Annotated in this window: 23 protein-coding genes and 1 tRNA gene; 10 read left to right on the top strand and 14 right to left on the bottom strand. The window is 38.7% G+C overall.

From position 1 onward, the window contains the following. Nucleotides 1–117: 117 nt before the first annotated feature. The 3 genes from J6578_RS00495 (at nt 118) to J6578_RS00485 (ending at nt 2,907) form a co-directional block, all read left to right on the top strand. A complete protein-coding gene (locus J6578_RS00495) occupies nt 118–1,131 on the top strand; it encodes a methionine ABC transporter ATP-binding protein (protein WP_100151054.1) in 1,014 nt (337 codons plus the stop codon). Next, nucleotides 1,128–1,796 carry a methionine ABC transporter permease gene (locus J6578_RS00490; RefSeq protein WP_093090462.1) on the top strand — a complete coding sequence of 223 codons (669 nt, stop codon included), beginning with the start codon at nt 1,128–1,130 and terminating at the stop codon, nt 1,794–1,796. The genes J6578_RS00495 and J6578_RS00490 overlap by 4 nt, the downstream gene beginning before the upstream one ends. Nucleotides 1,797–2,094: 298 nt before the next feature. Next, the gene (locus tag J6578_RS00485; RefSeq protein WP_287953616.1) at nt 2,095–2,907 is read left to right on the top strand and encodes a MetQ/NlpA family ABC transporter substrate-binding protein; all 813 of its coding nucleotides are present in this window, start codon (nt 2,095–2,097) and stop codon (nt 2,905–2,907) included. Nucleotides 2,908–2,974: 67 nt separating this feature from the next. Here the strand turns inward: J6578_RS00485 and J6578_RS00480 are convergent, their stop codons facing one another. Then, nucleotides 2,975–3,559, bottom strand: coding sequence for a superoxide dismutase (locus tag J6578_RS00480; protein ID WP_093090460.1), 585 nt, complete (start codon nt 3,557–3,559; stop codon nt 2,975–2,977). Nucleotides 3,560–3,772: 213 nt separating this feature from the next. Between J6578_RS00480 and dnaB the strand changes: the two genes are divergently transcribed. The 6 genes from dnaB (at nt 3,773) to J6578_RS00450 (ending at nt 8,459) form a co-directional block, all read left to right on the top strand. Next, the gene (gene dnaB, locus J6578_RS00475) at nt 3,773–5,164 is read left to right on the top strand and encodes a replicative DNA helicase (protein ID WP_093090458.1); all 1,392 of its coding nucleotides are present in this window, start codon (nt 3,773–3,775) and stop codon (nt 5,162–5,164) included. A 106-nt stretch (nt 5,165–5,270) separates the two neighbouring features. Continuing rightward, nucleotides 5,271–5,951 carry a GspH/FimT family pseudopilin gene (locus J6578_RS00470; protein WP_287953614.1) on the top strand — a complete coding sequence of 227 codons (681 nt, stop codon included), beginning with the start codon at nt 5,271–5,273 and terminating at the stop codon, nt 5,949–5,951. A gap of 23 nt (nt 5,952–5,974) precedes the next feature. Continuing rightward, entirely contained in the window at nt 5,975–6,460 is a 486-nt protein-coding gene (locus J6578_RS00465; protein ID WP_239364828.1) for a type IV pilus modification PilV family protein, read from the top strand. After that, nucleotides 6,457–7,347 (top strand): PilW family protein, encoded by an 891-nt coding sequence (locus tag J6578_RS00460; protein WP_287953612.1) that lies wholly within the window; start codon nt 6,457–6,459, stop codon nt 7,345–7,347. Before J6578_RS00465 ends, J6578_RS00460 begins: the two co-directional genes overlap by 4 nt. A 34-nt stretch (nt 7,348–7,381) precedes the next feature. Next, the gene (locus J6578_RS00455; protein ID WP_141683393.1) at nt 7,382–7,978 is read left to right on the top strand and encodes a pilus assembly PilX family protein; all 597 of its coding nucleotides are present in this window, start codon (nt 7,382–7,384) and stop codon (nt 7,976–7,978) included. Between the two features lie 31 nt (nt 7,979–8,009). Beyond that, a complete protein-coding gene (locus J6578_RS00450) occupies nt 8,010–8,459 on the top strand; it encodes a type IV pilin protein (protein ID WP_287950945.1) in 450 nt (149 codons plus the stop codon). 112 nt (nt 8,460–8,571) lie between these two features. Here J6578_RS00450 and J6578_RS00445 read toward each other — a convergent pair whose 3' ends face one another. After that, nucleotides 8,572–8,991 (bottom strand): Spy/CpxP family protein refolding chaperone, encoded by a 420-nt coding sequence (locus J6578_RS00445; RefSeq protein ID WP_093090445.1) that lies wholly within the window; start codon nt 8,989–8,991, stop codon nt 8,572–8,574. A 98-nt stretch (nt 8,992–9,089) separates the two neighbouring features. On the opposite strand from J6578_RS00445, the gene rpe reads away from it, so the two are divergent. After that, nucleotides 9,090–9,785 (top strand): ribulose-phosphate 3-epimerase, encoded by a 696-nt coding sequence (gene rpe, locus J6578_RS00440; RefSeq protein WP_239364822.1) that lies wholly within the window; start codon nt 9,090–9,092, stop codon nt 9,783–9,785. Between the two features lie 361 nt (nt 9,786–10,146). Here the strand turns inward: rpe and polA are convergent, their stop codons facing one another. From polA to pth, 12 genes are all read right to left on the bottom strand, one after another. Beyond that, on the bottom strand, nt 10,147–12,942 hold the full coding sequence (gene polA / locus J6578_RS00435; RefSeq protein ID WP_502957984.1) for a DNA polymerase I: 2,796 nt from the start codon (nt 12,940–12,942) through the stop codon (nt 10,147–10,149). 351 nt (nt 12,943–13,293) lie between these two features. Beyond that, a complete protein-coding gene (locus tag J6578_RS00430; protein WP_287953609.1) occupies nt 13,294–13,761 on the bottom strand; it encodes a type VI secretion system amidase immunity protein Tai4 in 468 nt (155 codons plus the stop codon). A gap of 186 nt (nt 13,762–13,947) precedes the next feature. Next, the gene (locus J6578_RS00425) at nt 13,948–14,424 is read right to left on the bottom strand and encodes a type VI secretion system amidase immunity protein Tai4 (RefSeq protein WP_287953607.1); all 477 of its coding nucleotides are present in this window, start codon (nt 14,422–14,424) and stop codon (nt 13,948–13,950) included. Further along, the gene (locus J6578_RS10270; protein ID WP_353846644.1) at nt 14,421–14,813 is read right to left on the bottom strand and encodes a type VI secretion system amidase effector protein Tae4; all 393 of its coding nucleotides are present in this window, start codon (nt 14,811–14,813) and stop codon (nt 14,421–14,423) included. Before J6578_RS10270 ends, J6578_RS00425 begins: the two co-directional genes overlap by 4 nt. A 263-nt stretch (nt 14,814–15,076) precedes the next feature. Next, on the bottom strand, nt 15,077–15,607 hold the full coding sequence (locus tag J6578_RS00420) for an inorganic diphosphatase (RefSeq protein WP_287953606.1): 531 nt from the start codon (nt 15,605–15,607) through the stop codon (nt 15,077–15,079). Between the two features lie 447 nt (nt 15,608–16,054). After that, a tRNA-Lys gene (locus J6578_RS00415) sits at nt 16,055–16,130 on the bottom strand. 94 nt (nt 16,131–16,224) lie between these two features. Beyond that, the gene (gene serS, locus J6578_RS00410; RefSeq protein WP_287953604.1) at nt 16,225–17,517 is read right to left on the bottom strand and encodes a serine--tRNA ligase; all 1,293 of its coding nucleotides are present in this window, start codon (nt 17,515–17,517) and stop codon (nt 16,225–16,227) included. A gap of 73 nt (nt 17,518–17,590) precedes the next feature. After that, nucleotides 17,591–18,652 (bottom strand): anthranilate phosphoribosyltransferase, encoded by a 1,062-nt coding sequence (gene trpD, locus J6578_RS00405; RefSeq protein ID WP_037405524.1) that lies wholly within the window; start codon nt 18,650–18,652, stop codon nt 17,591–17,593. A 29-nt stretch (nt 18,653–18,681) separates the two neighbouring features. Further along, nucleotides 18,682–19,275, bottom strand: coding sequence for an aminodeoxychorismate/anthranilate synthase component II (locus J6578_RS00400; RefSeq protein WP_287953602.1), 594 nt, complete (start codon nt 19,273–19,275; stop codon nt 18,682–18,684). A gap of 57 nt (nt 19,276–19,332) precedes the next feature. Continuing rightward, a complete protein-coding gene (locus J6578_RS00395) occupies nt 19,333–20,967 on the bottom strand; it encodes a phospholipase D family protein (RefSeq protein ID WP_287953600.1) in 1,635 nt (544 codons plus the stop codon). Nucleotides 20,968–21,022: 55 nt separating this feature from the next. Then, entirely contained in the window at nt 21,023–22,501 is a 1,479-nt protein-coding gene (gene ubiD / locus J6578_RS00390) for a 4-hydroxy-3-polyprenylbenzoate decarboxylase (protein WP_287952694.1), read from the bottom strand. An 18-nt stretch (nt 22,502–22,519) separates the two neighbouring features. Beyond that, a complete protein-coding gene (gene pth, locus J6578_RS00385; RefSeq protein ID WP_287953599.1) occupies nt 22,520–23,095 on the bottom strand; it encodes an aminoacyl-tRNA hydrolase in 576 nt (191 codons plus the stop codon). Nucleotide 23,096 lies beyond the last annotated feature (1 nt).

Below are 23,096 nucleotides of genomic sequence, written 5' to 3'. Positions count from 1 at the left end.
AGTTATTTACTGAAAAAATTCAGTCGGCACAGTTATGAATTATCAAGTACACTATCTGAATTACATGATAGCTACCGCATCTGGAATTAAGACACACAGAGTATTTTAAGGGTCGTTATGATCATATTTGAAAATATAAAGAAAACTTATATCAAAAATAAACAGCAAGTAAATGCCTTAAATGATATTAACCTTACTGTTGATACAGGCGATATTTACGGGCTAATTGGTTGGAGTGGCGCAGGTAAAAGTAGTTTAATCCGTCTGGTTAACCAGCTAGAAAAACCTACCTCCGGTACAGTTCGAGTTGATGGAGTTGACTTAAACAAACTGGATGCTAAGGCACAGCGAGCGCACAAAAAAAAGATTGGTATGATTTTTCAGCATTTTAATTTGCTAGAATCAAAAACCGTAGCCCAAAATATAGCGATACCATTGGTTTTGCAGGGCTTAAAACGTGAAGAAATTGACTGTAAAGTAGATGCCATGCTGACTTATGTCGACTTGGCCAGTAAAAAGCACAGCTACCCTGGCCAGCTATCAGGTGGACAAAAGCAGCGTGTTGGAATTGCACGCGCACTGATTACTGAGCCATCCATATTATTATGTGATGAGGCTACATCTGCACTGGATCCGCAGACTACACTATCAATATTAAAATTATTAAAACAAATCAATAGTGAACGGAATATTACAATATTACTGGTTACCCATGAAATGGAAGTTATCAGCTCAATTTGTAACAAAGTGGCTGTGATGGAAAAAGGTCAGGTAATAGAGCAGGGTACAGTACTGGATATTTTTTCGGCACCACAGCAGGAAACAACGAAAAAATTTGTCAGCACCGTAATCAATGCAGACATACCAGAAGCAGTACTAGACAGTCTGGTTGAACAAAATAATATTTATCGATTAGAGTTTTTAGGCAATTCAGCCAGAGAACCAGTAGTAAATGAACTGATTTTAAAACAATTAGTGGAAATCAATATACTTTTTGCCAATATGCGTGAAATAAGTGGTGTTGTATTAGGCAGCATGTTTATTCAGATGAACGGTACTGAAATAGATATACAAAAGGCTGTAGCTTTTTTACAGGCTAGAGGCGTTCGAATTGAAAGAGGTGGTGTATGAGTCAGTGGTTTGAAACTTCATTAACTGCGGAGCAATTTGGTACTGCATTATTGCAGACATTCAATATGGTCAGCATCTCATTTGTTCTGGGTTCAATATTGGGTACAGCATTAGGTGTATTATTATTGCTCACACGTCAGGGAGGAGTGTGGCCAAAACCAATGTTGTACAATTTACTAAATATTATTATTAATATACTTCGCTCATTACCTTTTATTATTCTACTGATTTGCATATTGCCCGTTGCGAGTTTGATTATTCACACCTCTATTGGCACCAAAGCAATGATTATCCCACTGATTATCTTTGTTTCGCCTTATATAGCCCGTCTGATAGAAAATTCACTATTAAGTGTACCTGCTGGGATTATTGAAGCAGCCCAATCAATGGGTGCCACCAATTTCCAGATTATTCGCTATTTCATTTTGCCAGAAGCAATGCCGTCCATTCTTCTGGCTTTAACCACCGCATTGATTGGCTTGATTGATGCAACTGCCATGTCTGGAACTGTTGGCGGTGGTGGTATAGGTGATTTGGCAGTAAATTATGGATATCAGCGGTTTGATTACGTAATCATGATTGCTACCGTCATCGTGCTAATATTGATTGTGCAAATTATTCAGACCTTAGGCAATTGGCTCGCAGCTAAAGCCAAAAAGAATTAACGGGTACAAAAACGGCTTTGAAAAAGGCCGTTTTTTTGCTTAGATGCTTATAATTTTTTAATCTATGTATATAAACAGCCAATCTTTTAATATTTTACTGCAAACATTAGACTACACAAATTAATATTATTCTACAAAATTGTAGTCAATTTCATTAAATATGATTTAAATCACAAAATTTTTACATAAACAAATTTTAATCAAATGTAAATCACTAAGCTCTATTGAAACATAGAATAAATTTTTTGTTTTTTGCCAACCGTGAGATTTAAGTCATACCTAAACTGGAGTCGATAGCATGAAGCTGGTAAAGCATCTTCTTACTTTAATAATAGCCTGTTGGGTACTGGCAGCCTGTCAGCAGGATAAGAATAATAGCAAACAGATAATTATTGGTACCTCGCCAGGCCCCTATAGCCAACTTTTTCTTGACGCAGTAAAACCGATTCTGGAAAAGCAGGGTTACAAAATTAAACAAATAGATTTTTCAGATTTAATGCAGGCAGATATTGCCTTACAACAAGGTAATGTAGACATAAATGTTGATCAGCATACCGCCTATATGGTTGCTTTTAATCAAAACAAAAAAGCCAGTCTGGTAGCTTTAACCCACATCCCAACTGTCCCTACAGCAATTTATTCCAAACGCCATGATAACTTACAAGCAATAGAAAAAGGCAGTGCTATTGCCGTTCCTAATGACCCAGCAAATGCTGCCCGGGCATATCGGTTACTAGAGAAAGCAGGCTGGATTACCTTGAAACCACTGGCCAATCTAGGCAAAATTTCAAAAAATGATATCAAAACCAATCCCTATCAATTAAACATTACAGAACTTGATCCCGGTAATATTCCTCGTACATTGTCTGATTTCGATTACTCAGTAATACCGGGAAGCAGAGCCTATGCAGCTAAAATTAACCCTAATCTTGCTCTATTACAGGAAGATATCGTACCTGCATTTGAACTGGTAGCAGCAGTACGAGCAGATAATGTACAGAAACCATGGGCGCAGGCGATCAAATCAGCTTATAACTCGGCTGAATTCAAGCAGTATATGCAAACACATAACACCAAACATTACTGGTACATACCCAAAGAAAGTAACTAAATCAAAATTCAATAACAAAACTGCCTTATTTCAAGGCAGTTTTTTGATTTTCATAATTAAAGATGAATCAGGCAGCAAAGCGCTTTTCTACTTCGCTCCAGTTAATGATTTCCCAGAAATTACTTAAGTAATTTGGGCGACTGTTACGATAATCAATATAGTAAGCATGTTCCCAAACATCACATGTCAAAAGCGGAGTATTGGTACTGGTGAGTGGTGTAGCTGCATTACTGGTTGATACTAAATCCAGCTCACCAGCCGGTGTTTTTACCAGCCAAGCCCAGCCAGAACCAAAAGTGCTGGCTGCCACTTGATCAAACGCCTTTTTAAATGCATCAAAGCTACCCCATTTAGCATTAATTGCCTTGGCCAAAGCACCGTTTTCTGCCAAAGGTACACCTTTTGGTGAAAAACCAAACCAGTAAAAAGTGTGATTCCAAGTTTGCGCTGCGTTATTAAACAATCCGCCGGAAGATTTTTTTACAATCTCTTCCAGAGGCATGTCTTCAAATTCAGTTCCCTTAATCAGATTATTCATGTTGGTAATATAAGTCTGATGATGCTTACCATAATGGTATTCCATTGTTTCTTTAGAAATATGTGGTGCTAGTGCATCAAGAGCGTAGGGCAGTACCGGTAATTTGTGTTCCATGGTTGAGATTCCTTCTGACAGAGTGATTGTTTAGTGTTTTACAATGAGTCTATTATTCAGGCAAACTGGATTAATTTGCAAATATAAAAAATGTTTAACTCACATTAAACCATTATACGGTTCATTAATATTGTAATACACTGCACTTATTAGCAGCAAATAATCTCAAGCTTAATGGTAAAATTAAAAAAGGAGTTCTTAAAGTTAAAAGACATGGAAGAAATTAATATAAGTAACGAAGAGACAAACCAGCTGGCAGTACCTCCGCATTCAATGGAGGCAGAACAATCCGTTCTTGGGGGGCTGATGCTGGAAAACAGTGCCTGGGATCGAATTGCGGATTTAATTGATGAAGATGATTTTTATCGTCATGAGCATCGCCTCATATTTAGAGGAATTAAAACACTGGTTGAGCTGTCACGTCCTGCTGACGTGATTACAGTACAAGAGGAATTGCAGCGACGCGAAGAGCTGGAATCAGCGGGTGGTCTGGAGTATCTGATTACACTGGCACAGAATACCCCTTCCGCCGCGAACATCCGCCGTTATGGGGAAATTGTCCGAGAGCGGTCCATCATGCGTCAATTAGCACAGGTCGGTACACAAATTGCCCGTTCTGCTTATAGCCCTCAGGGTAAAGATGCCGCACAGATGTTGGATGAAGCAGAAAACAGCGTATTTCAGATTGCCGAATCAACCGCACGCTCCAAGCAAGGCTTCCTAAGTATGCCCGTTTTACTTAAAGAAGTTGTGACCCGAATTGATTATCTGTACTCTCGTGACAACAAAAACGATGTTACCGGCATATCAACCGGATTTATTGATCTGGATAAAATGACATCCGGTCTACAGCCTGGTGATTTGATAATTGTAGCTGGTCGTCCTTCTATGGGTAAAACCGCCTTTTCCCTAAATATCGCCGAACATGTAGCTATTTCAGAAAAATTACCAGTAGCCGTGTTTTCGATGGAAATGGGGGGGGCACAGCTGGTACTGCGAATGTTAGGTTCAGTAGGCCGAGTTGATCAAAGCGTACTCAAAACCGGACAATTGCAGGATGAGCATTGGGGCAAACTTAATGATGCCGTAGTTAAACTAACCGACGCACCAATGTTTATTGATGAAACCCCCGGATTAACGGCTCTGGAAGTGCGTGCACGTGCGCGAAGATTGGCTCGGCAGCAGGGCGGTAAACTGGGGCTGATTGTGCTTGATTACTTACAGTTAATGTCTGGTTCTGGCCGGTCAGACAACCGCGCGTCAGAGCTTGGGGAAATTTCCCGCTCCCTAAAATCATTAGCTAAAGAGTTGCAAGTTCCCATCATCGCTTTGTCACAGTTATCACGCACAGTAGAACAAAGAACTGATAAACGACCAATGATGTCAGATTTACGTGAATCTGGGGCAATTGAGCAGGATGCTGACCTGATAATGTTTATGTATCGTGATGAATACTATCACCCCGACAGTCAGTTTAAAGGTTTAGCTGAGTGTATTATCGGTAAACACCGTAACGGACCAACCGGAAAAGTACATTTGACTTTTCAGGGACAATTTACTAAATTTGACAATGCAGCCATGCCTGATGGGTATTTTGATGATTAATTCTGAATTCCTCAGAAATAATTAGTTCAAAACAGGTGAAATGTTGTAAAATTAGCTGAATATAATTGTAAGTTAATTTGTGTCTGGTAACTTTAAGGTTGAAGTTATGGTTCCATCCAAACCTACAAATGCTGGTTTTACCTTGATAGAACTGTTAATTGTAGTTGCAATTACAGCAGTACTGGCTGCAGTTGCCTTACCTAAAATGGAAAGAATGATCGCATCACAGCGAATCAATAATCGCGCGGAGCAAATGCTTGCTTTGTTTCAGTTTGCTCGTGCAGAAGCTATCCGCGCCAATAAACCAGTATTAATTTGTCCTACAACGATCAGAAAGAATACGACTGATTCTAATGGCTGCCAAAATTTTTCAGCCTATAATGAGGGTGAGGGCTGGCAAGGGTTTTTAGCATTCATTGATAATGATATCAATGGGGAGTACGCCGCAGCTACAGATTCTTCTGTTCGTGTGGTGGCTTTAAACCAAAATACTGATGATATTAACAAAATTAAGGTGAAGCTCAAATGGCAAAACTATAAAGCAGATCAAAGCACCTATCACGACAATATAGCAAATGGAAACAAACTGGGTTTCCTGCCTAATGGTCAGTTTGGTTTTGGTGAAGGAGCAAATGGCTGGACTATCGGACAATCGAACGTAGTAATGGAAGTTAGCGATAGCAAATATCCGAATTTAAACCGTCGTGTTGTCATTACACCAAGTGGCAAACCGGTGTTATGTCAAAATGACACCTCCAACTCATTCTGTACAGTGCCGTTGCCTTAATTTTGATATATAGGGAAATTGACATGTCTCAGCATAATATTAAAAAAACGCAATACAACAGTTTGTATGCATATCAAACGCAACAAGGAACTACTATAATTGAGGCTGTTGTAGCAATATTTGTGCTTTCTTTTGGCGTACTTGCATTAATGCTGGCGCAGATTACTGCGGTAAATACAACAATTAATGCAGCTAATCAAAGTGAGGTAACCAGAGCCGTGCAAAATTATGTAGAAAAAATGCGTTCTCAGCCTGGTTTAACGATTCGGGAAACTACCGATTCAAAGAATGTTAAAATACGATACATTGCTAAAGATTATTCTCACTATGCCACCAATAATACCGCTACTTGTTCAAACAAATTAGGTATCCATCTAGTTAATGCAAGTTTAAATAGTTGTACTATTAATGCCAATGGCGAGATTACGGTTACATGGGGAGGACAATCTCTGAGTAATGATGTAAGTGATGATGAATTTTCATATAGTTTAACAGCAGGTCAGTCATGAAAAAAGCTTATCATGGGCAGATTAATCAGGGTAAAACCACAAATAAATTCGCCTCAGACTTGGTAACAACGTTAAGTAAACAAAGTGGATTTAGCCTTGTTGAAGTGATGGTTGCTTCAATTATCAGTATAATTATATTATTGGCTGCCAGCTCAACGTTCTTAACTACATATAAACTGAAAGAACAGGTTAAAACTAGAATCAGTTATGAGCAGGATGTAAGAAATACGGCAAACCTATTACGTAGTGATGCTCGCCAATTAGGTAATTTCAGCTGCATGAGTCCTCCAACAGCAAATGATTTAAATAATATATTCAACGGTTCTTTTACGGACACGAATAACAAACAATTTTTATCAACCAGTTTTGTTAACACAAGTATAGGTGTTACTCCTACTACAGGTAATCAGCCTTTAGTAATAACCTATATTAATGAAAAATATGCAAGTAACCTTGTCGCTACAGATTGTTATAAAAATATACCACAGTTGAGGCAGCATGTAGATGCTGCTGTATATGTGGTTGGTACCACAAATTCAGACGCCGAACCCGGATTATATCGCGTAAACTATAGTCGCGGTACATGGAGTGCTCCCCAACTTCTTGTAAGTAATGTATCCGATATACAATATAATTTTCATTACGATGGGCATAATGCAGTCCCAAACACAAACTTAAGCTGCCCATCGCCAACAATGCAAGCAAGCTCTCCTGCTAAGCATGTTGAGAATCCAGAAAGAAATCAGCTTGATTTTAACTTTGCTCAACCACCTGTTTTAATAACAGCAACATTATCCATAACCCAGAATGGAGAGACAGTGAATTATGCCATTAATGCAATGGTTAGACAGGGCGAGGTTTGTGTCAATAATCAGGTTCAACCATAGTTATTTAAATAGTTCTAGACTAATGGCGGCAAACATGAAAACTAATTATAAATCTTTACCAATTAAGCAATCCGGCTTTGCACTCTTTTTAGTGCTGATTATGATGATTGTTATTGCTTTTCTAGTTGTTGCTACAATGCAGAGTACTTCAATGGACTCACGTACAAGCGCAAATGATAGTGATCATCAATTTGCTCTTCAAAATGCGCAATTAGGAATAATGGCAGCTGAGGAGCTTATCAGTGGCTGGCCTGCTGTAATTACTTCAGAAGGTGCAAGAAAAAAATTTTCCTGTAATTGTACAGACGGCTTATGTGCAGCCAATGATATACAACCATCAGAGGCCAATAGTAAGTTGGCAACTGTAGAAAATTGTTCTAGTTTGCCTGAAGTCTGGAAGAGACAGAATGTATTTACCGATACAGAGAATGATCCATCTATTCAATCATCTTTATCAGAAACTCGAGACGGAAAGAAATATCGATATGTTATAGAATATTTAGGTCCGGATAAAACAGCAGGCGCGGGTATATATCTATTTCGTATTACCGCTAAAGGGTGGGGGAGTAATGAGTCAACAACCAGTTTAGTTGAGGAAAATATACAAGCTGCTCTGTATGAAAAATATTAATATATTAAAACAGATATAAAGATCTACATTTATGAATAACAAGCTTTTAAACAATGGTTTTACTTTAGTAGAGTTAATGGTTATAGTCATTATTATCGGGATATTATCTGCTATTGCTATACCTAGTTACAGAACTTATACCGAAAAAGCAAATTTAGCAGATGCAAGCACTATATTGACAAATGCGAGTCAAAAAATTTCGGAACAAAAATTGAAACGATTTAATGGCAGTCTTGTTCAGAATGATTTAAGTGGTATTGTAGCGCAACAGGTTGGTAGCGGCAGTAATAAATATAGCTTTGGTGTTAAATGTAAAAGCGATGATGATTGTTCAACTTATTACTTATATGCTGAGCCCCAAAATAGTAGCTTAAAAAAATCAGTATGGTTGGGAAGTAATATCGGTATTTATATTTGTGATATGAGAAGTGTTAGTAGCATAAGTGATGCATCTAACAATAATAAATGCACAAAAGGATAATACAGATTTGTATATTTAAACATTAATTTATTCTTATAATTTAAAAAGATTTAACAAATGTATCATTAAAGAAGATTGTAAGAATCCAACTAATATCAATTAAAATTAATAATTAACGTAGACAATTATTGATCCAGTTTTTACGTTGTTGATGATTTAAAACCTGTAAAAATTCATATTGAACTTTTAATTCATCAACATCCTGTTGTAGGCGTGACATGTAATGATTCAACACATAGCGTTTAGCTTCAGTCTCGTCAAACCTAGGCTGCATTAGGATTTGATTTAAGTGCTCATATTTACGTCTGTTGTTTGCAGTGTGTTGTAAATTTGTATTTTGATTTCGCTTATATTGTATTCTGATCAATCTAAGTCTTGTTTTTTGCATTTGAGTTAAATCAAGTTTGCGGATATCGCAATTAATTTGCCCAGACGCAAAAGTTGAGCAGGAAAATGCCAGTATGACAAAACTAGTCCAATAGCGTACTAATTTTTGCCAACTTAGGACTACCATTTTGTTTTTCCCTTTCATTTCAACTAGAATGCTAAAAGTATACTTCAATAGCAGTCAAGCACCTATAATGGTAGTAAACTTGCGTAAATAGTATTATTTACTATAAGGCTTTTTATATGAATAAGTTAATAAAATCAGATTTTATTATAGCACCAAGTATTTTATCGGCTAATTTAGCCTGTCTGGGCAATGAAATTTCTTCTGTAATTGATAGTGGTGCCGACTGGATACATTTTGATGTAATGGATAATCACTATGTGCCGAATCTCACTTTTGGTCCTATGGTTTGTCGGGCTGTAAAACCCTATGCATCTGTACCAATTGATGTACATTTGATGGTTGAACCCGTTGACGAAATGATTAATGCTTTTGCAGCTGCCGGAGCTAATATCATTACTTTTCATCCTGAAGCTAGTCGGCACATAGACAGAAGCCTGAGTCTGATAAATGCAGCAGGATGTAAAGCTGGACTGGTATTGAACCCGGCTACTCCAATCTATGTATTAGAAGAAGTAATAGACAAACTTGATGTGGTATTGTTAATGTCAGTTAATCCAGGTTTTGGCGGTCAAAGCTTTATTCCATCAACCCTGAAAAAAATAAGTCAGGTTCGAACATTATTAGATGAATATGCTAGAGAAAACGACAGATACATTCGTCTGGAAGTTGATGGAGGCATCAAGGTTGATAATATAGCTCAGGTTGCAGCAGCAGGTGCTGATACATTTGTAGCAGGATCTGCAATATTTGGACATGAAGACTATGCTAAACAAATTAGAGCGATGCGTGCACAACTAGCTGATATAAAATAGTGATTACCTAATTATAATTACCCCAAAAGTTGGTACAAAATTCAGTTGGCCAGTTAGCTAGATAACAGATAACTCTACTAGCTGGTAAACTGACCGCAATATCAATGCCTAATACCTCACGATTAAAATCATCGAAGACAGTAAAAATTTTAAATCAGAGGTTGAGTGCGACAGTGGCCACTCATAAAATCCATTGAACCACATTTACCAAAAGATATGCTTGCATATGCAAATTATTAAAAAAATATTGCTTATGCTTGTTTTAGATTTAAAAACTTATTTATAAAATGCAGCCTGATACCATCAGACTGCATTTGTATTTTGGTAAATAAAACCATTTCAAAATAGTTTAATCCAGATTTTAATGAGCCTCATCCCAGTTATATCCAGTTCCAAGGTCGGCAATTAATGGTACTTTTAACTGGGCTACCCCAGACATTAATCCCGGTAAATGAGCCTGCAAGGTTGCTAATTCAGATTTTGGTACTTGTAATACAAGTTCATCATGTACTTGCATAATCAGTTTAGTTTGCATTTTTTTCTGCTCTAGCCAACTTTGTACGGCTATCATGGCTCGTTTAATCAAATCTGATGCAGTACCTTGCATTGGCGCATTGATTGCCGCTCTGAATGCGCCTGCGCGAACTGCACCGTTGCTACTTTTTAAGTCTGGTAAATAAAGGCGGCGGCCAAAAAGTGTTTCTACAAAGCCGCGCTGTAGTGCCAGTTCTTTGGTTTTTTCCATGTATTCATGAACACCCGGATAGCGGCTAAAATAGCGGGAAATGAAATGCTGAGCCGCCTGAAGTTCGATCCCAAGAGATTTGGCCAAGCCATATTCACTCATGCCATAAATTAAACCAAAATTAATGGTTTTGGCATAGCGACGTTGCTCCGCGGTTATCAGCTCCTGACTACTTGCAAAAATTTCTGCTGCTGTACGCTTATGAATATCTTGATTTTTCTGAAACGCATCAATCAAAGTGGCATCATTGGAAAGATGAGCCATAATGCGTAACTCAATCTGAGAATAATCTGCTGAAACTATGAGTTGGTCGGGCGGGGCAATAAAGCTTCTTCGTATACGCCGTCCTTCTTCAGTACGTACGGGAATATTCTGCAAATTCGGATTATTACTGGCAAGACGTCCAGTAATGGCTACAGCCTGAGCATAAGTGGTATGTACACGTCCGGTGTGGGGATTGATTAGTTGAGGTAATTTATCTGTATAAGTAGATTTAAGTTTAGCCAGACTGCGCGTCTGTAAAATAAGTTTGGGTAGGGGATAATCGGCTGCAAGTTTTTCCAATACTATTTCATTGGTTGAAATACCACCTGATGCGGTTTTTTTCAGGCCGGAAGTAGGGATGGCCATTTTTTCAAACAGTATGGATTGCAGTTGTTTCGGGGAGTTCAAATTAAAAGGTTGCCCGGCCAGTTGGTAAGCTTCTTCCTCCAGCGTAACCAGCTGCGTACCAAGCTCATGACTTTGCTGAGCCAGTTCCTGGCGATCAATTAATACTCCTGTTCGCTCCATAATATATAAAATGTTTTCAACAGGAATTTCCAGTTCATGGTAAAGCTCAAGCTGAGCTTCATCCATCTGTTCTCTAAGTAAAATCTCAAGACGTAAAGATACATCTGCATCTTCAGCAGCGTAATTGACGGCATCGTCCAGTGCTACATCAGCAAAACTGATTTGTTTGGCTCCTTTACCACATAAATCTTCATAATGAATGGTTTGCCAGTCAAGATGCCGTAGAGCCAATTCATCTAAACCATGCCCCAGATGACTTTCAACAATATAAGAAGCCAGCATGGAGTCACCGGCAATACCTTTTAAATTAATGCTATAATTTGCCAATATATGTTGATCATATTTGATATTCTGGCCAATTTTGCCCGGTTTATCAGCTTCTAAATAAGGTTTGAGAACATTCAGAACCATTTCGAGTGGTAATTGTTCACTAACTGCGGTAGGGGTGTGACCAACAGGAATGTAGAATGCTTTTCCTGGCTCCAAAGCAATACTGATACCAACGAGACTGGCATTCATCGCATCCAGACTATCTGTCTCTGTGTCCAGAGCAATGGTATCTACTATTTCTAATTGTTTCTGTAATTCATTCAGTTGTGTGACTGTAGTAATCGCTGAATATTGCTTAGGAATATTCTTTAAATAATCTGCTGCCGATGTATTTGTTAAAATTTTATTATCAGCACCTTCATTCGTTTCAATTTCGGCAAATAAGTCATCCGCTGGCTGCGAGATAGTTGTATTCTCATGATAATGAGTCTGTGCTTCCTTTAACCAGTTTTTAAAACCAAGTTGCTCGAAATGCGGAATCAATTCAGCCCATGAAGGTGTATGCCGCTTGAGATCTTCAAGACCATGTGGCAATTCCTGCTGCAAATCAATATCTGTTTTGATGGTAATCAATTGATAAGATAACGGTAAATTTGGTAATGCAACACGTAGATTTTCACCAACTTTCCCTTTAATATCATTAGCATGCTCAATAATTTTTTGCAAATTACCATATTCCTGTAACCATTTCACCGCAGTTTTGGGACCACATTTATCAACACCTGGTACATTATCGACTTTGTCTCCAATCAGACTAAGGTAATCAATTATTTGCTCAGGTTTGACCCCAAATTTTTCTAAAACACCAATACTATCAAGCTTTTCATTACTCATGGTATTCACTAGAGTAATCTGATCATTAACCAGCTGAGCCATGTCTTTATCACCGGTTGAAATAATAACCTGATAGCCGGATTTTTGTGCAGAACAGGCTAGCGTGCCAATTACATCATCTGCTTCTACACCATTGATGGATAAAACAGGCCAACCCATTAACTTTACTAATTCCGGTAAAGCCTCAGCTTGCGGACGTAGATCTTCTGGCATTGGTGGACGGTTAGCCTTATATTCAGGAAAAAGCTGATGCCGGAAATTTTCACCCTTAGCATCAAATACGCAACAAGCATAATTGTGCGGTGTATCCAGACGTAAACGCCTTAACATGTTTAGTACACCATATAATGCACCTGTAGGCATACCAGTTGGACTGGTCAATGGCGCTAAAGCATGGAATGCTCGATATAAATATGATGAGCCGTCAACCAGTAATAATGTTTTTTGCATGCTGATTCCAGAAATGTTAATTTAGCTTGGTAGTCTCGTTAAACTAATTAGCCTGATGAAGATATCAAAAGCTTTAATTAGTTTGTATTTTACGATAAAAAATATTGCTAGTGATTTTAAACTATGGATTTGTTAGTAAAGTCAGTATATAAAACATGGAAAACAATATTCATTAAAAGCAATCTGGCTAATTCATTATAGCAATAATAACTCAGCTTTTAACTTTGCTTATTTCGCATAATATATATTATGTTAAATTTTAATATTAAAATTAAGAGATGATACAAGTTTATAATTGACAGGCTTCTCCTACTGTTAACTTTTTAGTTTACTTGTCTATGTGTTGATTTTCACAAATTATTTTTTTCTATTTAAATCCCTATAGTAATTACGAATTGTGCTTCTAAAAGTATCTTGTGGATGTTCAATCATTTTTTTTGCAAGTTTATCTAAATCCTTACTATGATAAAGATCTAAGCACTTTAAAAAATCAAATTTAATGCCTTTTATCTCAGCTTCAGCCAATGGATTAAGGTAATTACGTGACAAATAAGAATCAATTATTCTAATTTCTTCATCTATGCTCTTGTCCATGTTGTAATAAGTCCATTCAATTAACGCACTTACACTACTACCCGGATCCATTGAAGCAATGTCCCCATAGGCTTGCGCTAAACAATTTCCTAAAACCATATCCTTATAGTTTTGAATAAAAGTACGGTTTACGGCTTCAGGTGTCATGGAGTTAATGCTTGATGCACTACAAACCAATGGTAATAAAATGAAATAACAACTACACAAGATTTGCATTTTAAATTTTTTCATTTTAGCTCCCAGAAATTAGCTTGAGTTGTTATGTATTTTGTTTCTAGTTCATTTTCACTAATTGTTTTTTTATTTAAATCTCTATATTAATTACGAATTATACTTCTAAAAGTATCTTGTGGATGTTCAATCATTTTTAGCGCTAAATCTTAATTTTCAGGATTACAGTGTGATTGAAAATATTTTTCATTTATTTCTATTCAAATCCCTATAATAGTTATGTAATGAACTCTTGTAAGTCTCATGTGGATATTCAACCATTCTTTTAGCCAGCTTATTTAAATCTTTGCTATGATAAAGATCTAGACATTTGAGAAAATCAAATTTAATCCCTTTTATCTCTGCTTCAACAAGTAAATTAAAGTAATTTCGTGACAGATATGTATCTACTAAATTCTGTATTGCTTTCGTACTTTCTTCCAAATCATAGTAAGTCCATTCCTCTAATGCACTAACACTGCTTCCTGCGTCTATTGCAGCTAACTTATCATCATGATAGGCATCTGCTATACAAAATGCTAAAACCATGTCTTTATAGTTTTGAATAATTGTTCGTTTAGGCGCTTCTGGTGATGTGATATTATTGTTTGAAGCATGGCAACTGAATGCTAATATACTAAATAAACAAGTGAATATGATTTGCATTCTTAAAAAATTTTTCACAACAGTCTCCAAAAGTTAGCCCGTTCTGCGATATAAGTTGATTCAGGTTCATTAAAATAGCAACTGTCGTAACACTTATAGCCGTTGAATAAGGTAGCGTGACCTGTAGCATTAGACCAGCCGGAAACCTCAAATAAAATTATTCCTTTTTTCCAATTCGGTTTTCCCCCTCTTGATGGCGGATAGCGTACAATTTCTAGTTTACCCAATTCTGTATACAAAAAATTGATAAGGTGGTTAACTCGATAGAAATACTTGAATTTCTTATCTCCTCCAGATACTGTTTGCTTCGGTATAAACGGTATTCTGAACCCAGACTGATTCAAAATATAACTTATGCGAACTGCACAAGTGTTATTCCACCTTAGTTGCGGGTCTGGATGATATATATTATATGCAACTTGGCCACCAACTTCTTGATTATCAGCTTGATTGTAAATTATTTCTGAAGCTGCCCATGCTTTATCAAAACAGGGGCGGATATATTTTAGAGCGCCAATTTAAACTTCCTTATATTATGTTCAGATTTTGCCTTTAAAATATGCTGCGAAACTTCAATATCAAAAGTATAAAAATTCCGCAGCTCATTTAGAGCTTTTTCCTGTTTATAAATATTTTACAGGTTATAGCTACCTAAATATTGTTTTTTATTTTATTGCTGTTGCCAACGCTGCTGAGATTCACGAATAACTTTTTTAGCTTCTTCGATGTCACCCCAGTGTGTTACTTGGGTGGTGCCAGCTTTTTTCAGATCTTTGTAGTGATTGAAGTGGAATTCAATCTGTTTGATCAATTGTGTTGGTAAATCTGCTAATGTTTTAATGGCATTACCATTGTTGCGATCATCTGCTGGGACTACAACAACTTTGTCATCGACCTCTCCATCATCCACAAATTTCATTACACCAATAATCCGTGCTTCTAAAAAGATACCAGTGCTTAAGGGTTGATCGGTAAGAATTAATGCATCCAGCTCATCGCCATCTTCGTCTAGTGTTTGCGGGATAAAGCCATAGTTAGTTGGTTTAGCAAAAATAATGGGTTCTACGCGATCAAGCTTCATTGCACCTAGCTTGCGATCCCACTCTATTTTGTGGTTGGATCCTGCCGGAATTTCGACCACTACATTGATAATACCGCCGCCTACATCTCCGGCATCCAAAATCTGATTAAAATCTGCCATAATTAAATGTCCTGCATTTGAGTTTAAGTGACCATATTGTAAACAATGGCTTTTTGTTTGCCCATATTTTATTAGAAATTTAATGGCTAAAATTATAAAAAGCCAAATCATGTCAGACTTGGCTTTTTCATTAATGCTAAATTTTATAACTATTTAGCTCTTTGATTTTGGCTTCAGATTTTTTATCACCAATTAGCATAATAGTTGAGTTCTGGTAAACTTGTTAGCTGTCAGTTTGGATATATAAAGAAATTGGAAGCTGGCAATTGTTAGAAATGGTGCAAAGGTACGATCATCTGGACAATGAAAATTTGCACACACAAGCAGCAAAAATTGACAATCTCATGACAGATACATGTCAAAAAAATGTCAAAACCAGCAAACCAATGGACTATTCATTAACATCGAAATAGCTGGATAAAGCATTGAATATAATGTAATAATTTATGGTGGGTCGTCAGGGGATCGAACCCTGGACAAATGGATTAAGAGTCCACTGCTCTACCAACTGAGCTAACGACCCGAATTATGTAGATAATTATACGCGTCTTTACATTGGAAGGCAATATCTATCGCTGCGATTTAGAGATATTGCCCTTCTCTATTTTATCTTGGGGTTAGGCCTTTAATACACTTTGGCCACCCAGATAAGGCTGTAATGCTGAAGGAATGTTGATGCTTCCATTCTCATTCTGATGGTTTTCCAATACGGCAACCAATGCTCTGCCTACGGCTAAACCAGAGCCATTTAATGTATGCACTAACTGGTTTTTGCCATCACTGTCTTTGAAGCGCGCCTGCATGCGGCGTGCCTGAAAGTCTTCGCAGTTTGAACAGCTGGAAATTTCACGATAGGTGTTTTGCGCCGGTATCCATACTTCTAGATCATAGGTTTTGGCCGCGCTGAATCCCATATCACCTGTACATAATACGATTACCCGATAGGGTAATTCCAGAAGTTGCAGAATTTTTTCTGCATGGCCAACCATTTCTTCCAGTGCTGCATAAGAATTTTCGGGACGCTGAATTTGCACCATTTCTACTTTATCAAACTGATGCTGTCTAATCAGTCCCCGGGTATCTTTACCATATGATCCGGCTTCAGAACGAAAGCAAGGTGAATGTGCGGTTAATTTTTTGGGTAACTCATCTTTGCTCAGAATGCGTTCTCGCACGGTGTTGGTTAGGGTGATTTCTGCGGTTGAAATCAAATATTGTTCTTGTGTGTTTTCTTTGTCGCCACTGCTGACTTTATACATGTCTTCAGCGAATTTCGGTAATTGCCCTGTACCTACTAAGATTTCTGGGTTGACAATGTAGGGCGTGTAATGCTCGGTATAGCCATGTTGCTGTGTATGGGTATCAAGCATAAATTGCGCTAATGCCCGATGCAGTCGCGCTATTGGCCCGCGCATCAATGCAAATCGGGCACCAGACAGTTCTGATGCGCTTTTGAAGTCCAATCCCAATGGTTCACCTAAATCGACATGGTCTTTAACCTGAAAATCAAAATGCCGTGGTGTGCCAACCCGACGGACTTCAACGTTGTCGTTTTCATCTTTACCTACGGGTACTTCGCTATGCGGCAGATTTGGGATAGTCAGGATTAAGTTGTTTATCTGGTTCTGTATGCTTTGATATTGTTGATCGGTTTTTTCAAGCTCTGTTTTAATCTGAGCAACTTCAATCATTACATTGTTGGCCTCATCATGTTTGCCCTGTCCTTTTAGTGCGCCAATCTGTTTGGACAGGTTGTTGCGCTTGGCCTGTAATTCTTCTGTGCGCATCTGTAATTGTTTACGCTGCTGTTCCAGCCGAGAAAAAGCCACAGTATCCAGTGCGTAGCCACGGGTCTGTAATCTTTGGGCAATACTGCTGATGTCTTGACGGAGTAGTTGAATGTCTAGCATGATAATTATTTATTTAGTGACAGGTTATAGCCGTTATTGTAAACGATTAGTGGCTGTAATGGAGGATTACCTCTTATTTGGCAAACTGGCTTGAGAAATTTAGTTGTGTAGCCAGCTGTTGTGTTTTCAGGATAAATTCAGTTTGTTTGGCTTTGGCCTTACCTGAATCAATGGCAGTAATCGCTAAATCAACGCCCTCTTCTAATGAGGAAGTGATATCAGCTGCGTAAATTGCTGCGGCAGCATTGAGTACTACTATGTCACGGCATGGTCCTTTTTCGCCATTTAGTACTGCATTCATAATATGCAGAGATTCTGCGCTATTGGCAACTTTTAAGGGTTTCAGATCTTCAATAACAGGCATGTCAAATTGTGCTGGATGAATATCGTATTCCATTATGGTGCCATTTTTCAGCTCGGCTACGCGAGTTGAACCAGTAAGCGTTATTTCATCCAGACCGTCACTACCATGGACTACTAAAACGTGTTTGCTACCAAGTTGTTTTAATACTCGTGATAATATGCCTACTAAGTCAATATGAAATACTCCTAATACTTGATTGCAAGCCATAGCTGGGTTGGTTAATGGCCCTAAAATATTAAATACTGTACGTACGCCTAGTGCACGACGTACAGGAGCAACATAGCGCATGCTGTTGTGATGGTTGGGTGCATACATGAATCCAACCCCTAATATGTCAATGCACTCTCCCACTTGCTCGGGTGTTAATTCGAGTGCAGCACCCATGGCTTCTATTATGTCGGCTGAACCACTGGATGATGATACAGAACGCCCGCCATGTTTTGCTACTTTGGCTCCCGCCGCAGCCACTACAAACATGCTGGTGGTGGAAATATTGAATGTATGTGCATTATCACCACCGGTACCGACAATATCCACTAGGTTCTCACGCTGCTGCACTGGAACTTTTGTTGCAAATTCGCGCATTACTGTGGCTGCTGCCGCAATTTCCGATACACTTTCTACTTTAACACGTAAGCCAATAAGGATGGCAGCAATGATTTCTGGCGCCACTTCTCCATTCATAATCTGGCGCATTAAATCGGTCATTTCATCATAGAACAATTCGTTATTGTCCAGAAGACGGTTAAGTGCCTGTTGCGGCGTGATCATATTAATTCTTTCTAAGCGTAACTAGTCTGTTAAATGGTTTTACTGCTGCTATCATTTTGGTGTTGTTGCAGAAAATTATGCAACATTTCATAGCCATTTTCGGTGAGTAGTCCCTCGGGATGAAACTGAACGCCTTCGATGGCCTGAGTCTTATGTCTGATGCCCATAATTTCATTATCATCAGTCCAGGCTGTGATTTCGAGACAATCCGGTAATGTTTCTTTGTTGATAACCAGACTATGATAGCGGGTACAGTTTACAGGGTTGGGTAAGTTGGCAAAAACGGAGTTATTGTGATGGTAAACCGGTGAAATTTTACCATGCATAACATGTTTAGCACGTACAATATTAGCACCGAAAGCATATCCAATACTTTGATGTCCCAGACAAATTCCAAGAATAGGTACTTTGCCGCCAAAGTGTTTAATGGCTGCTACTGAGATACCTGCTTCTTTTGGGGTGCAAGGTCCCGGACCGATTACAATTTTTTCTGGAGCCAGAACACTTATATCTTGCAAAGTAATTTCATCATTATTTTTAACAATTATTTCTTCTCCTAGCTGACCAAGGTATTGTACGATGTTATAGGTAAAACTATCATAATTATCAATAAATAGCAGCATTGGTTATGCCTTCTTAGGTAGTATGATTTGTGTAGAACCAGTTTGTTGTCTGCTGTTTCAGAGTAAGCTTTCTAGTGGAAGCCACGAAAGCAATTTGACCCATACGCGCTGCCAAATACTGGTATCGGGTTCATGATGATAAACCTTGGTTTGATTTTTGTCGTTGGTTTTCAACCACTCGAGTTTACCCTGTGCTGAAAGTTTTACCTGATAGGTTACATCCGGCAAGGCTTCGTTGATGGCCTGATTCATGAATTTTGCCATCTCGGGTGACTGGATAACTACACCCATTTCTGTATTAAGCCGGGCTGAGCGCGGATCAAAATTAAGGGAACCGATGTAGAGCTGCTGCCCGTCTATGGTAAAGGTTTTTGCATGCAGGCTAGATTCGGAATTACCTGTGAAAGCCCGATCACGTGGTCCTTTTAAGAATCCCTGATTTTTAAGCTCATAAATCTCAACACCCTCTTTTAATAGTGGAATACGGTAATGTACATAACCTGAGTGCACGGCCGGTACGTCAGTTGCAGCCAGTGAGTTGGTAAGAATGCGCACTCTTACGCCTTCTTCTCTGAGTTTGAATAAATATTCCAAACCTGTTTGTGTTGGCACAAAATAAGGTGTGATAATTAGTAAATCTTTTTGTGGTTCTACTACAGATGCAATAAGTTCGTTCAGGGTTAAACTGGCTTTTTTATATTTGAATACTGGTGATTGTACGGTTTCTGATGCAACTAAAAGGCTGTCGGCAGGCTGGTCGACGTCTGATTGATTTTTGCCTTTGGGCAAAGCTTTATCTGGATTGTCGCTTACTAGAATCAGATGTGCCCACTGGTAATTGAGTGAGCCGTCTAGTAATCGGTTTATAAAATTGTCGCGGTTGTAGGCGTTATCATAGCTATCAGCTCGCAAGTAATTAAAACTTCGGCGCTTAAATACAGGTGTGCTGGCTTGTAGTTTGTTACGACGGTGAACGATTTTGCTGAAATCATACGCTGAAGCACTGTTCCAATAGCGATCGAAATTATTAGATACCTGATTGACGATTGGCCCTATGGTCAGTATATCCAGATCGACAAACAATGTACCTTTACCCATATCAAAATATTCATCGCCGATATTCCGTCCGCCAAGAATCGTTATCTGGTTATCGGCTGTGATTGATTTGTTATGCATACGCCGATTTAAACGGGCAAAATCTGTTAGGTAACTTAATGCTCGCCAATGTCGGTGCATAAATGGATTGAATAATCGTATCTGGATATTGGGTTCTTGATTAAGGGCAGTTAATACTTTATCCAGACCAACGGTATTGTTATCATCCAGCAGTAAACGGATATGTACACCTCGTTGAGCGGCTAAAACAAGTTCATGGAAAAGTAACTGGCCGGATGTGTCATTTCGCCAGATGTAATACTGTACGTCTAAACTGTGTTCTGCGGCACGAATCAAAGCCAATCGTGCTGCAAATGCTTCATAGCCATCATCTAGAGGATAGAGACCAGATAATCCTGGATGCTGGTTAACTAAAGAAGCATTTGCGTAAGCTAGGGAAGATGGAATATCGGCAGCTATATGAGTTTCTATGCTGCGCCCTTCCAGTGATGGCAAGGTTTGACAGGCGTTTAATATACACAGTATGCACAATTTGAGGCATAAGTTACAGGCAAGATTAATATATTTGCTGTTCATGTGTATATTTAGTGCGGGTTATTGAGCTGAAACACTGCATATTGCCTGTATAAATTTATAAACCTAAATCCTGCCATAAGGCATCAACTTTGGCTATGGTTGCGGCATCTTTATAAATTACTTTACCCCATTCTCGATTTGTTTCTCCTGGCCATTTGTTGGTTGCATCTAGTCCCATTTTGCCGCCAAGTCCGCTGATAGGGCTAGCAAAATCCAGATAATCAATCGGGGTATGATTGATTAAAGTTGTATCTCGCACTGGATCCATACGTGTGGTAATAGCCCAGATAACTTCTTTCCAATCTCGTATATTTATGTCATTATCCACGACGATAATGTACTTGGTATACATAAACTGGCGCAGATAGCTCCAGCAACCCATCATTATCCTTTTGGCGTGCCCTGCATATTGTTTTTTGATACTGACAATAGCCATGCGATAAGAGCACCCTTCGGGAGGCAGATAAAAATCAATTATTTCTGGAAATTGTTTTTGCAGTAAGGGAATAAATACTTCATTTAGTGCCACTCCCAATACTGCCGGTTCATCCGGTGGTTTACCAGTATAAGTACTGTGATAAATGGCATTTTCTCGCATGGTAATGCGTTCAACTGTGAATACCGGAAAGTAATCCTGCTCGTTGTAATAACCGGTATGATCTCCATAAGGGCCCTCAAGTGCCATTTCTTCTGGCTGTATAAACCCTTCCAGTATAATTTCCGCTCTGGCAGGAACGTGCAAATCATTGCCAATACATTTTACCAGTTCGGTACGTGAACCACGTAATAAGCCTGCAAACTGGTATTCGCTCAGGCTGTCCGGTACAGGGGTCACTGCGCCTAATATGGTTGCCGGATCACAGCCCAATACGACTGAGACTGGATAAGGCTTACCGGGATATTTCTGTTTAAACGCCTGAAAATCCAAAGCGCCACCTCGATGAGCCAGCCAGCGCATAATTAATTTATTTTTACTCAGTAACTGCTGACGGTAAATCCCCAGATTCTGGCGTTTTTTTTCTGGCCCACGTGTAACAGTTAATCCCCACGTTATCAGTGGTGCTTCATCTTCTGGCCAGCATTTCTGAATAGGAAGTTGTGTTAAATCAACATTCTCGCCTTCAAGAATGATTTGCTGACAAGGTGCCTTTTTTATAATATGCGGAGCCATGCTCCATAAGTCTTTGAGTAATGGCAATTTGGAAAATGCGTCTTTGATACCTTTTGGGGGTTCCGGTTCTTTCAGGTAAGCCAAAGTTTTGCCTATTTCCCGTAATTGACTAATACTATCTGCGCCCATCCCCATTGCCACACGTTCAGGTGTGCCGAACAGATTAGCTAAAACTGGAAAATGATATGGTTTTCCTGCTTGATTGACTGTCCGTTCAAACAATAATGCCGGTCCTTGCTTATGCAATACACGATCAGCAATTTCTGTTATTTCCAAATGGGGAGATACTGGCACATGAATCCGTTTTAAAAGTTGTTGCTGCTCTAGTGCCGCAATGAATTCACGTAAATCACGATATTTCATGACATGAACTTTCTGGGTTTATTTGCTATGCAGTTGCTGCTGTACGCTACTATATCCACCTTTTAGCATTTGAGGTATAGCTGCCAGAGATTTTTGCATGGCCTCAGTTATTAAACTTTGTTCCTGTGCTTGAGGCTTATGCAACACATAATGGATAACTAGATTTTTGTCTCCGGGATGACCAATTCCTAGGCGCAGCCGATAAAATTCTGCTGTACCCAGCCAGGCCTGTATATCTTTTAAACCATTATGACCGCCGTTACTCCCGCCTTTTTTGAATCTTACCTGCCCACATGGAATATCCAGTTCATCATGAATTATCAGAATCTCTTCAGGTAGTATTTTGTAGAACTTAGCCAGTGCTTGCACAGCAGTGCCTGACTTATTCATAAATGTTAGTGGTTTAAGGAGCCAGACTTCACCTTCATTCAGGTTAACTCGTGCTACCTGTCCAAAAAATTTTTTTTCTTCTTTTAAACTGGTTTTCCATAATTTGGCCAGTTCGTCTATAAAATCAAAACCTATATTATGGCGTGTATGTTCATATTCTGAGCCTGGGTTGCCCAGACCTACTATGAGCCGGAGATGAGACATG

It is taken from the genome of Snodgrassella sp. (assembly GCF_024103505.1).
GTDB lineage: Bacteria > Pseudomonadota > Gammaproteobacteria > Burkholderiales > Neisseriaceae > Snodgrassella > Snodgrassella communis.
Note: the sequence above shows the minus strand (reverse complement) of the source record. Positions and strands in the feature narration are given on the sequence as shown.